We start from the raw sequence: 12,160 nt of genomic DNA on the forward strand, positions 1-12,160 counted from the left end.
ATCAATGGAATAATCTAATTCTAAGCTCTAAGCTCCAGTTGATTAATGGTATCAATTACCAATGGCAACTTGCTCCGGAAAGTACACCTGAGTTTCCAAGAGGTGAAAACCTTTTCTCTATTCATAGTCAAGTAAGTCTTATCTATCTATTTAATAAGTCCAATAAAACCAAAATTGGTTTAGAATAAATCATACAATTAATCGCTATTTTAAATAACTTTTTATTCAAGATGAAAGGCATCATTCTAGCTGGAGGCTCCGGCACCCGATTGTATCCGATTACTAAGGGTACTTCCAAACAATTGTTGTCCATTTACGACAAACCCATGATCTATTATCCCCTTTCCGTGCTGATGTTGGCAGGCATACGGGAAATCTTGGTGATTTCTACTCCGGAAGACCTGCCTAATTTCCAGAAATTGTTGGGTGATGGCTCGGAAATTGGTTTGGAGTTATCTTATGCCGTCCAACCCAGTCCCGACGGATTGGCACAGGCATTTATCATAGGGGAAGAGTTTATTGGGAATGACCCGGTATGCCTTGTCCTTGGGGATAATATTTTCTATGGGCAAGGATTGACTGGCATACTTAGAAGGTCAAGAGAAAATGTGGAATTGAATCAAAGGGCTACCATTTTCGGCTATTATGTCAATGATCCGGACCGTTATGGGGTAGTGGAATTCAATGGAAATAACCAGGTGCTGAGTATTGAAGAAAAGCCTATTGAACCCAAAAGTAATTATGCGGTGGTAGGCTTGTATTTTTACCCCAACTCTGTAGTGGAAATTGCCAAAAATGTCCAGCCCAGTGCAAGAGGTGAATTGGAAATTACTTCTGTCAATCAAGAATATCTACACAGGGGGGAGTTAAAAGTCCAATTGATGGGTAGGGGCTATGCATGGCTGGATACAGGGACCCATGAATCCATGCTGGAAGCTTCCAATTTTATCCATACCATAGAAAAACGTCAGGGTCTGAAAGTGGCCTGTTTGGAGGAAATTGCTTATGATCTTGGTTATATTGATGATGAGCAGTTAATGGCCCTAGCTGAGCAACTTAAGAAAAATGAATATGGTCAGTACCTGATAAAAAGAGCCGAAGCGAAGAAAAGAGGATAGGAGAAAAGTGGGATTTCGAAGCCAATGCCCTGAGCTTGATGAAAGTTGGGATGTCGAAAGCTTTTGAAATATTATTATAGACCGTTGGTGAGGCTTAGGCTTGTCAGAGGTTTTTTTCTTTATCTGATAGGTCCAAAACTATTAAGTGCGTACTATCTGATGTGAGATTCATGTTTCATTGTACTTGGTACTTGGTACAATGGTTTTTTTATGGACTTCAAGTGATAAATCTTTATTCACTTATTGTTTCTTTGTCCTCCATAAAACCTTTTTCCACTATCGGTTTGTTCTAAAAAGACTTTTAGGCTATTTTCAAAACAGAAAACCAAATGTATCTTATGATAAAGAGATTAAGCTTGACCGTTGTCATTTTATTTTCAGCTTTTGTAGTGATTTCTGCACAGGCCCAAGTAGAACGCTGGCAGCAAAAGGTCAAATATGAAATGGATGTGACCATGGATGTAGAGACCAACCAGTACCGTGGAACCCAAAAATTGGCATATACCAATAATTCCCCTGATACCTTAACCAGGGCATTTTACCATTTGTACTATAATGCCTTCCAACCCAATAGTATGATGGATGTGCGCTCCCGAACCATAGCTGATCCGGATAGAAGGGTAGGAAACAGGATTTTTAACCTTGGCCCTGATGAGATTGGCTTCGTGAAAGTGAATGTGCTCACTATGAATGGTCAGCCTACTAACTTTGTGCATGAAGAGACAATTTTGGAAGTGGATTTGCCACAACCCATTTTGCCTGGTCAAACAGTAACCTTTGATATGGAGTTTGAGGCGCAGGTTCCTTTACAGATCAGAAGGGCAGGAAGGGACAATGCAGAAGGTATCCGCTATTCAATGGCACAATGGTATCCTAAAATGGCGGCCTATGATGTCAGAGGTTGGCATGCCAATCCGTATATCGGGAGAGAATTCTACGGCAACTTCGGGGATTTTGATGTAAAAATCACGATAGATAAAGCCTACACTCTTGGCGGTACGGGCTATTTACAGAATGCCAATGAAATTGGCCATGGTTATGAAGATGCAGGAGTAACTGTTCCGGCACCTCAGGGGAATACTTTGACATGGCATTTCTTTGCTCCTGATGTGCATGATTTTATGTGGGCGGCAGATCCTAACTATAACCATGAGAAAGTACAGATGGAGGACGGCCCTATGGTTCACTTCCTCTATGTGAAAAATGATAAAACCGCCGAAAATTGGAGCCGACTAAAGGGATATACGGTAGATGCCATTCAGTTTATGAGTGACAACTTTGGCAAATATCCTTATGATCAGTTTTCTGTGGTCCAAGGAGGTGATGGCGGTATGGAGTATCCTATGTCCACATTGATTACCGGACACAGAAATATGAGGAGCTTGGCAGGTGTTACCATACATGAACTCATTCACATGTGGTACTATGGGGTTTTGGGCTTTAATGAATCTTCTGAGCCTTGGTTGGATGAGGGTTTCACTACCTGGGGTACCAATGTGGTGATGGATGCTGTATTTGAGAGGGATCCCAATTTCATACAGGATGGGAATTACCGTTCCTATTTCCGTTTGGCAGCATCTGGTTTTGAAGAACCCCTGACTACCCATGCAGATCACTATGAACGTAATTCCGCCTATGGCGCAGGCACTTATACCAAGGGAGCTGTTTTTGTAGAACAGTTAGCTTATGTAATGGGAAAGGAAAATTTTGACCAAGCAATGTTACGATTGTGGAATGATTGGCAATTCAAGCATCCCAATGGCAATGATGTCATCCGTGTTATGGAGAAAGTCTCTGGACTGGAACTGGATTGGTATTTAGATTACTTTGTAGCTTCTACCAAGACCATTGATTATGGTGTCAAAAATGTAGAAGGAGATGGAGACAATACCAAAATCACTTTAGAAAGGGTAGGTCAGATGCCAATGCCTATGGATGTTGTGGTAACTTATCAGGATGGATCGCAGGAAACCATTTACCTGCCTTTAGTGATTATGAGAGGGGAGAAACCGGAAGAGGAAGGGATGCCTGTAAGGGTGATGACCGAAAAATGGCCTTGGACCAATTATACCAAGGAAGTTACTTTAGCAAGGCCCATTTCTGATATCCAATCCGTAGAAATTGACCCAAGTTTACGCTTAGCCGATGTCAATAGGGCCAATAATAAATTTGAAGTGAGTGTAACTTTGCCGCAGAAATAAAGGTTTAATAACATAAATTGTTTAAGCCCTCTAATTTATTTTAGAGGGCTTTGTTTTTTATAGTTATCCAAGTCGGGCTCTTTTGTCCACGCCCTCTTTTAGTCCACGAATTACACGGATTTCCACGAAAAGATGGCTTTCGGTTAAAGGAAGGCAAAAAGTAAGCAGCGGTGAGGATTTTAGCAAATTAAAGCCGGCGCTTGATATTACGTTCTGTGATTGTCACTTTAATACGAAGGCCTAAAGCAAAAAAGGTGATCATTATGACCACCTTTTTTATCTAGATTTCATAGAAATCATCCAGCGTTTTTCTTATCCTGAACTTCTTTACGGATATCTTGAGCCATAGTCTTAAGGTCTTGCATGCCTTTTCTTACTCTGGTTCCGGCTGCTTGGTTCCCCTTATCATAGAACTTGTCAAAGTCAGCCTCTAAACCCATCACAAGATTTTTAATTTCTTCAAATCTGCTCATAGTCAAAAGTTAATTTTTAGGTTGATGATTAGTTTAATTTTCCGTTCAATATAGTCAAAATGTTTATAAAACAACAATATGACGCCTTTTTTCGATATTTTTATTCACCAAAAGACATGGCTAGCTCGGTATTTCGGTAATAACCGCTCATAAGCTTGTCTTTAACTGCTTCAAAAGCAGCTATGGTTTCTTTTACATCATCGAGTGTGTGGACTGCCGTTGGGATTAACCTGAGTATAATCATTCCCTTCGGAATAACAGGGTAAATCACGACAGAACAGAAGATGCTATAGTTTTCTCTAAGATCTTTACTTAATGTAGCAGCTTCACCTACAGTACCATTAAGTACTACCGGTGTTACAGGCGAATTGGATTTTCCAATACTAAATCCTTTTTCTTGAAGGCCGGATTTCAAAGCATTTACAATTTTCCAAAGGTTATCTTTAAGTTCCGGTTGTGTTCTTAAAAGATCCAATCTTTTTAGGGCGCCTTCTACTAAAAGCATTGGCAAAGATTTGGCAAAAATCTGTGACCTCATGTTATATTTCAAATACAGGATAACACCTGCATCACCAGCAATGAAAGCCCCTATTGATGCCATTGATTTGGCAAAAGTAGAGAAGTAAAGATCAATTTGATCCTGCACACCCTGTTCTTCACCTGTACCTGCTCCGGTTTTTCCCATGGTCCCAAACCCATGCGCATCATCCACTAAAAGTCTGAACTGGTATTTTTCTTTAAGTTTTACAATTTCGGCCAACTTGCCTTGGTCACCTGTCATGCCAAACACACCTTCTGTAATCAAAAGAATACCCCCACCGGTCTCCTCGGCCAATTTAGTGGCTCTTTGAAGCTGCTTCTCACAACTTTCAATATCATTATGGGGAAAAACAAAGCGTTTGCCCAGATGCATTCTCAATGCATCGATTATACAGGCATGACACTCACTGTCATATACTACGACATCCTTTCTATCAAGAAGTGAATCAATGGTAGACATAATGCCCTGATATCCATAATTCAATAAGTAGGCACTTTCTTTCCCTACAAATTCTGCCAATTCTCGCTCCAACTGCTCATGCAGGTCAGTCTGTCCGGACATCATTCTTGCACCCATGGGATAAGCTGCTCCCCATTTGGCTGCAGCCTCCGAATCTGTTTTTCTAACTTCAGGATGATTGGCTAAGCCCAAATAATTATTCAAACTCCAAGTTAAAACTTCCTTTCCCTTAAATTTCATTCTGGGTGCTATCTCCCCTTCTAATTTTGGGAATGCAAAGTAACCTTCAGATACTTCTGAATGCTTTCCCAATGGGCCCAAATTAGTGCGTAATTTTTCGAATAAGTCCAATGTCTTATGCTATTTAATTGTACATTTTTCCTCAAGGTATCTACCTTTAAACTTGCCAAAAGTAATATAAATAGTCCATCCTTGCAAAAAACAGGGCGCTTTTCAAATTTCCTTTCACTTCCTCATTTTATTTTATTTACTTCGTGAGTTAAGCCTTTTTAATTTATAAACCCCCGACATGCAAAAAATCAATAAGCTTTTGGTAGCCAACCGAGGAGAAATCAGTTTGAGGATCATGCGTACTGCAAAGGAAATGGGAATCAAAACAGTTGCAGTATATAGTGAGGCCGATTTAAATTCCCCGCATGTTCAATTTGCAGATGAAGCAGTATGCTTGGGTCCTCCTCCATCTAATCAATCTTATCTTCTGGCGGATAAAATTATTGATGCCTGCAAGCAACTGAAAGTAGATGCCATCCATCCTGGATATGGATTTCTGTCTGAAAATGCTGGTTTTGCTAAAATGGTAAAGAATGAAGGAATCATTTTTGTAGGGCCTTCTCCTGAATCTATTGAGGTAATGGGTAGTAAATTGGCAGCAAAAAGTGCTGTTTCAAAGTATGGTATACCAATGGTCCCCGGGACTGATGAAGCCATTACAGATATCAGGGCAGCCAAAATCAAGGCTAAGGAAATTGGATACCCCATTCTGATAAAAGCAAGTGCCGGCGGTGGCGGAAAAGGGATGCGTATTGTCGAAAATGAGGAGGAGTTCGAAACGCAGATGCAGCGGGCCATTTCGGAAGCCCAATCTGCTTTTGGCGATGGGGCAGTCTTTATAGAAAAGTATATCACTTCCCCTAGACACATTGAAATACAAATTTTAGGAGATACCCAAGGTAATACAGTTTACCTTTTTGAAAGAGAATGCTCGATTCAGAGAAGGCACCAAAAAGTTATAGAGGAAGCGCCATCATCAGTAGTAAACCCTGCTATGAGAAAAGCTATGGGGGAAGCAGCTGTAAAAGTGGCTAAAGCCTGTAACTATTTTGGAGCAGGAACGGTGGAGTTTATTGTGGATGAAGAACTACAATTCTACTTTCTGGAGATGAACACAAGGCTACAAGTAGAACATCCTGTAACTGAAATGATTACAGGAATAGACTTGGTTAAAGAACAAATATTAATTGCAGAGGGAAAACAATTGTCTTTTTCTCAAGAGGAATTGAAAATCAAAGGGCATTCCCTAGAGGTAAGGGTGTATGCCGAAGATCCTAAGAACAACTTCCTACCGGATATTGGTAAGTTGATCACTTATGTGCGTCCATCAGGTCCTGGTATCAGGGTGGATGATGGTTTTGAAGAAGGTATGGACATTCCAATTTATTATGATCCAATGATTGCCAAACTGATCGTGCATGATGAAAATCGCGAAAAAGCCATTCAAAAAATGATCAAAGCCATTGCTGATTACCAGATAACGGGAATAGAGACCACATTGGCTTTCTGTAGTTTTGTATTGCAACACGAAGCGTTTGTATCGGGTGATTTTGACACCAAATTTGTTGAAAAATACTTCAGCCCAGAGAAATTGGAAGTCAAGTGGGACAATGGAGAATTGGAGTTGTTGGCGGCATTGGCTGTGGATATACTGGAAAAGAAGAAACATCGTCTTAAAAGAGTATCCGGTCAAAACGGAATCAGCAACCCTAGGACAAATTGGAAAAACAGATTGATTTAATGGCAGAAATCCTTCCTATCAAGGCTTGGAGATATCATGAGCGCTTGAAAGAAAATATAGAAGAATTGACCGCACCTCTTTTTGATGTGGTTTCGTCAAAACAGCGGGAAGCGCTCTATACCAGGCCCCACAACAGTATCCATCTTTCAGTTCCTTTGGGAGAAAATCCAACCTTGAATGCACAGCAAATGCTAGAGCGATGGAAACAGGAACAGGTGATTGTGCAGGATCAAATACCGGGTATTTATGTTTACTATCAATATTTCAAATTCCCTGGACAAGAAGAGGAGTCTTGTAGAAAAGGGTTTATATCGCAAATCAGAGCCTATGATTGGGATGAAGGGGTAGTACTCCGACATGAAAACACCATTGCAAAGGCAGTAAACGATAGAATCGATATTCTAAGGGCTACACAATTCCAAACAAGTCCTACCCATGGATTGTATGAGGATCCACTTCATTCATTAGACCATTTTATGGACGCAGCCATAGAGGATCCCATCTATGAACTTGAAGATTATCAGGGAGTCAGGGAAGTACTGGCAGTGATACAGGATGTGCCTACAATCAAAAAATTCATAAAGGTGTTGGCCGACAAAAAAATTATTTTGGCGGATGGTCATCATCGTTATGAAGGAGCAATTGCCTTTAGGAAAGAAATGAAAAGAGTGAATCCTGAACATTCCGGTTCAGAAGGCTACAATTTTCACATGATGTATTTTACAAATGCACTGAGCAATAGCTTGAGAATTTTGCCAACACATAGGTTATTTTCCAATATATCGATCCCCGAACAGAAAATTCTTGACAAGCTTTCGGAGTTTTTTTTAGTAAAAAAGCTCAATGATGTAGAAGAGATTTCAGAACTGATTCTTCAAAAAAAATGGGCTTTTGGACTGGTTTTTCCTGAGAATGCTTATAAAATAAGCTTAAAACAGGAAATGTTAAAGGAGATGAAATTGGAAATACCGGATGTATTGAAACAAGTAGATTTAGTAGTGATGCATTATTTTTTTATAGAGAGGGTTTTGGGAATACCCATGGAAGAACAACGGTATTCCGAACATATTGAATACGAAAGAAATATGCACCGTTGCCTATCTAAAGTGGAGTCCTCAAGCGCATCTTTTGCAGTGCTTACCAAAGATGTATCTATGTCACAGGTTCTCGAGGTATGTAAATGTGGATTTACCATGCCTCAAAAATCAACTTACTTCTATCCGAAAGCCTTATCAGGTTTGTTATTTGGTTCAATAGAAGAATCTGAGTTTACATTCCCTTATGAAGCATTTACACCATGATTGATTTGCTTGACAAGAAATTGATTTTGGCTTCAAAATCCCCAAGAAGGCAGGAGTTACTTAAGGGACTTTATCTGGATTTTGAAGTCAGAACAAAAGAAACAGCCGAAGATTATCCAGAGAATATGGATGCCTATGAGGTAGCTACTTTCCTCTCAGAAAAAAAAGCCAATGCATTTCTAGGCGAATTAGCTGATAATGAAATCCTTTTGACATCAGACACAGTGGTTATTCTGGAGGGAAGGGTGTTGGGAAAGCCAAGGGATAAAGAAGAGGCAAGACAAATGCTAAGGTCCCTGTCTGCAAAGCAACATACTGTCAGTACTGGCATCACACTGCTTTCCAATACCAAAACCATTACCTTACAAGATGAGGCATCCGTATTTTTCAAGTCTTTGTCAGAAGTAGAGATTGATTTTTATATTGATCATTTTAAACCCTTTGATAAAGCAGGGGCTTATGGTATACAGGAGTGGATAGGTTACATAGGGGTAAAAAAAATAAAGGGCTCATTTTATTCGGTAATGGGCTTACCGGTCCATTTGGTTTATCAAGCTTTGAGGGATTGGTAGGCGGTTCCGTTGTCCTGCGTTTATAACGCAGGACTTCCGGATATTAATCTTTCTTTTCAGGATTATTGATCTTTACCGCATCGCCATCCTTCAATTGTCTACTCACTACAAAATATGGACCTGAAATGATTTCCTGACCTTCAGTCACGCCATCCAAAACTTCAATGTTGTCAAAATCGGAGATATCCGTTTTGATTTCCACCATTTTCGCTTTGCCATTTTCTACGATAAATACCAATTCCTTGGATTTGCTTGATCCATCAGGATTTTCAATCAATTGGTCATCTCGAGTAGTAACTGCTGCCAATGGGACAGACAGCACATTGTCTTTTTTCTGCGTGATGATGTCCACTGCTGCAGTCATACCAGGCCTAAATGGATACTTATTCCTTTCTGTAATGAGTTCTGCATAAGATTCATTCAGTATTCTTATTTTCACTTCAAATTCGGTCACTGCATCAGGGCTGGCTTTTTCATTGGCAGAATTAGCAATGGAAGTGACAACTCCTTTGAATTTTTTCCCCGTTGCAGCATAAGCGTCCACATCAATTAGCGTTGTATCGCCCATGCTGATACGGATAATGTCATTTTCATTGACATTCACCCTTACTTCCATTCTGGATAGATCTGCCAATCTCAGCATTTCGGTACCTGCCATCTGTTGTGTACCGACCACTCTTTCACCTTTTTCAACCAACAGTTTGGAGACTATACCATTCACCGGTGAATAAACATTGGTCAAACGAAGATTTTCTGAAGCTTCATCAACAGTAGCTTGTGATGATTTAACAATAAATTCCGCCGCTAAAACAGATTGTTGAGCAGCGTCAAGGTCGTTTTTGGCGGTTTGAAAATTTGCCTGGGTTTGTTCCCAGTCTGCATCAGAAATTACCTTGTCCTGATATAGTTTCTCATTTCGTTTAAAATCCAATTCAGCCCGGATAAATTGGGCTTCAGCCCTTTTCAAATTGGCATTGGACTGTGCCAGATTGGCTTTATTTTGATTCAAGTTGGCCCTTGCTCTATCCAAGGCTGATATAAAATTATCCGGCCTGATTTTCACCAAAAGATTGCCAACTTTCACAGAATCGCCTTCAATTACATTCAACTCTATGATTTCCCCTGCCACATCCGGGCTAAGCTTGACCTCGATTTCAGGTTCAATGATACCAGAGGCGCTCACTTTTTCAGTGATCGAGGTTTTTTTAGCTTTGGCAGTTTCCACAGCGATTTCTTTTTCTCCACCTATCCAGCCCGCTGATCTGCCTATGATTGCAAAAAGGATGATCGCACCCAATACACCTAAAAGGATATAAATCGTTTTATTAGATTTTTTCTTAGCCATTATGTTTTGCCTTTATTATAATTTAAGTGGATTTCCTAAGTAAAAGTCAAGTACCTTGACCCTGAAAATGTAGGTGTATTTGGCAGTTACCAAATCAGCCTGAGAATTAAAATAATTATTTTGAGCCAGTTGATAATCCGCAAAGTTAATGGCCCCTGCATCGAAACGTTGTTGCGCTATCCTGAAGGCCTCCTCTAAAGATGACACCCGAATCTGGGAAGCTTGGTAGGACTGCCGGGCCGCATAAGCATTTGTATAGGCAGACTCTATATCCTGACGCAACTGGTTCCTTGTTTCTTCTTCTTGGATTTCGCTCAGTCTTTTTTGTAACCTTGCCCTCTGGACATTTGCCCTGTTTCTGAAGTTAGAAAGAATTGGAATGTTTAATTGAAAGTTTGCAGAATTCGAAAAGTTATTCCGAACCTGAGTGGAAAAGTCAGGTCTTTCTCCCATAAAGAATTGGTCAATATAATTCGAGAAAGCACTTGCACCAATTCCTAAAGTAGGCAAAAAACCTGCTTTCGCAATTTTCACACCGAATTCTGCACTTTCAATACCAAGTTGTGCGGCTTTGATTTCCGGCATAAGCTCCAAAGCAATTTCGAAAATTTCATCGACTACCTTTTGAGTCAGTCCATAATTTTCTGGGTTCAGATCTGGAGTTATTACCTCAAGCCTATTGTCAAAAGGGATCTGCATCGATTGTGCCAGATTCAACTTGGCAATTCGTAGATTATTGGATGCATTAATGACTTCTAGTTCATTGGTGGCATTTTGAGCCTGAATATCCAGCTTGTTTGCCAAAGGGAGTGAACCTGCATCTACAAGTTTGGTGGTTACAGTGAGTTGCTCTTTTGTAGTAGCCAATTGGTTTTCAGCTATATTCAGTTGTTCTTTTGCAAATACCACATTTATAAATAAATTGATTACATTCAGTGTGATGTTATTTTCTGTTGCTAACACATTGAATTTCGCTGCTTCAATATCGGTCTGGTTTTGTTTAATGGAATTGGTAATCTGCTGACCTGCAAATAAGGTAAGATTTGAATTGGCTACCAAGTTGATATTCCCAATTCTATTGTTTTCAAAAAGGTTGGTAACAGGGTTGATTGATCTACCCCATCTATAACCTGTACTGGCTCCTGTGGAAAAGGTAGGAATTCTTTGTCCTTGGTTTCCGATCAAGTTGGCTTCCTGTGTGGCTAAGTTGACCTGACTTCTTTGAAGGTTTAGGTTATTTTCCAACGCCACATCAATGGCCGTCTGTAAATCCAATGCCTGAAGATTGAAATCTTGTGCTCTTAATGAAGATGAAAGCAAAATGGCAATTAAAAAAGGTAAAATGTAATTGTATTTCATATTAAAGATCAATATCAGGTATATAAATCAGTTCTTTGACCCATGCCAAACTTTTTAGATATTCAATTGTGATTGGCTGAATGCCGGAGTCCATTTCAATGACGTGACAGGCCAGATCATTCTTTCCTTTTCTGGAAACTGACATGGTTGCAATATTGGTTTTCTCCTGTGCGATGACAGAAGAGATAAAGGCAATGGCTCCCGAAACATCATCTGCCTTAATAATCAATGTATGCAGTTGTGCGGAAAAGTTTGCATTAAAACCGTCCACTTCAGCAATATTAATCACTCCACCTCCTAAACTTTCTCCAATTACTTCTATCTTTTTCTCTCCTACTTTTAGGTTGAGTTTAATGGTATTGGGGTGGTAAATAGATGCATTGCCTATGGACTTGAAAGTATATTCAAGTCCTTTCTCTTTTGCCAAATCAAAGGATGTCCTAATTCCAGGATCATCAGTTTTCAAATCCAATAAACCACCTAAAATGGCTTTATCACTTCCATGACCTTCATAGGTTCTGGCAAAAGAATTGTAAAACGTGATTGTGGCATTTTCGGGAATAGCACCTAATAAACGTATGGCTGCCCTTGCAATCCGGACCACTCCTGCAGTATGCGAGGAGGAAGGGCCAATCATTACAGGACCGATCATATCAAATACACTGCTTTTTCCCATCCGTGTTTTAGTTTCAATTAGTGTGCTAATTTAGTAGTAATTTTATTTGTACATGTATTTTTTATAAGAATCATTGGCAAGAG

General features: G+C 39.9%; 11 protein-coding genes. 6 read left to right on the forward strand and 5 right to left on the reverse strand.

Features of this window, described 5'->3' with window-relative positions:
* The 3 genes from QZT73_RS10060 to QZT73_RS10070 form a co-directional block, all read left to right on the forward strand.
* On the forward strand, nucleotides 1-188 hold a 188-nt coding region (locus QZT73_RS10060; protein ID WP_291787934.1), incomplete at its 5' end, for a hypothetical protein.
* A 42-nt stretch (nucleotides 189-230) separates the two neighbouring features.
* Nucleotides 231-1,118 (forward strand): glucose-1-phosphate thymidylyltransferase RfbA, encoded by an 888-nt coding sequence (gene rfbA, locus QZT73_RS10065; protein ID WP_291782820.1) that lies wholly within the window; start codon nucleotides 231-233, stop codon nucleotides 1,116-1,118.
* Nucleotides 1,119-1,456: 338 nt separating this feature from the next.
* Nucleotides 1,457-3,319 carry a M1 family metallopeptidase gene (locus tag QZT73_RS10070; RefSeq protein ID WP_291787937.1) on the forward strand — a complete coding sequence of 621 codons (1,863 nt, stop codon included), beginning with the start codon at nucleotides 1,457-1,459 and terminating at the stop codon, nucleotides 3,317-3,319.
* Between the two features lie 296 nt (nucleotides 3,320-3,615).
* On the opposite strand, the gene QZT73_RS10075 is transcribed toward QZT73_RS10070, so the two are convergent.
* Entirely contained in the window at nucleotides 3,616-3,792 is a 177-nt protein-coding gene (locus QZT73_RS10075) for a histone H1 (RefSeq protein ID WP_291782815.1), read from the reverse strand.
* Between the two features lie 100 nt (nucleotides 3,793-3,892).
* Complete coding sequence (locus QZT73_RS10080; protein ID WP_291782812.1) at nucleotides 3,893-5,143, reverse strand: aminotransferase class I/II-fold pyridoxal phosphate-dependent enzyme; 1,251 nt, start codon at nucleotides 5,141-5,143, stop codon at nucleotides 3,893-3,895.
* 178 nt (nucleotides 5,144-5,321) lie between these two features.
* On the opposite strand from QZT73_RS10080, the gene accC reads away from it, so the two are divergent.
* From accC to QZT73_RS10095, 3 genes are read left to right on the forward strand one after another with little or no spacing between them, the layout of a single operon-like run.
* Nucleotides 5,322-6,824 (forward strand): acetyl-CoA carboxylase biotin carboxylase subunit, encoded by a 1,503-nt coding sequence (accC, locus tag QZT73_RS10085; RefSeq protein WP_291782809.1) that lies wholly within the window; start codon nucleotides 5,322-5,324, stop codon nucleotides 6,822-6,824.
* Nucleotides 6,824-8,125 carry a DUF1015 domain-containing protein gene (locus QZT73_RS10090; protein WP_291782806.1) on the forward strand — a complete coding sequence of 434 codons (1,302 nt, stop codon included), beginning with the start codon at nucleotides 6,824-6,826 and terminating at the stop codon, nucleotides 8,123-8,125. The genes accC and QZT73_RS10090 overlap by 1 nt, the downstream gene beginning before the upstream one ends.
* Entirely contained in the window at nucleotides 8,122-8,697 is a 576-nt protein-coding gene (locus QZT73_RS10095; protein WP_291782803.1) for a Maf family nucleotide pyrophosphatase, read from the forward strand. The genes QZT73_RS10090 and QZT73_RS10095 overlap by 4 nt, the downstream gene beginning before the upstream one ends.
* Before the next feature lie 43 nt (nucleotides 8,698-8,740).
* Here QZT73_RS10095 and QZT73_RS10100 read toward each other — a convergent pair whose 3' ends face one another.
* Genes QZT73_RS10100 through sdaAB form a run of 3 tightly spaced genes read right to left on the reverse strand, consistent with a single transcriptional unit; the run spans nucleotide 8,741 to nucleotide 12,077 of the window.
* Nucleotides 8,741-10,042, reverse strand: a complete 1,302-nt coding sequence (locus QZT73_RS10100) for an efflux RND transporter periplasmic adaptor subunit (protein ID WP_291782800.1) — start codon at nucleotides 10,040-10,042, stop codon at nucleotides 8,741-8,743.
* Nucleotides 10,043-10,057: 15 nt separating this feature from the next.
* Nucleotides 10,058-11,401: a TolC family protein gene (locus tag QZT73_RS10105; RefSeq protein WP_291787939.1), complete on the reverse strand. Its 1,344-nt coding sequence runs from the start codon at nucleotides 11,399-11,401 to the stop codon at nucleotides 10,058-10,060.
* Nucleotide 11,402: 1 nt separating this feature from the next.
* Nucleotides 11,403-12,077, reverse strand: coding sequence for an L-serine ammonia-lyase, iron-sulfur-dependent subunit beta (gene sdaAB / locus QZT73_RS10110; protein WP_291787942.1), 675 nt, complete (start codon nucleotides 12,075-12,077; stop codon nucleotides 11,403-11,405).
* Between the last annotated feature and the right edge of the window lie 83 nt (nucleotides 12,078-12,160).

The organism is Cecembia sp. (genome assembly GCF_007126775.1).
In the GTDB taxonomy this organism is placed as follows: domain Bacteria; phylum Bacteroidota; class Bacteroidia; order Cytophagales; family Cyclobacteriaceae; genus Cecembia.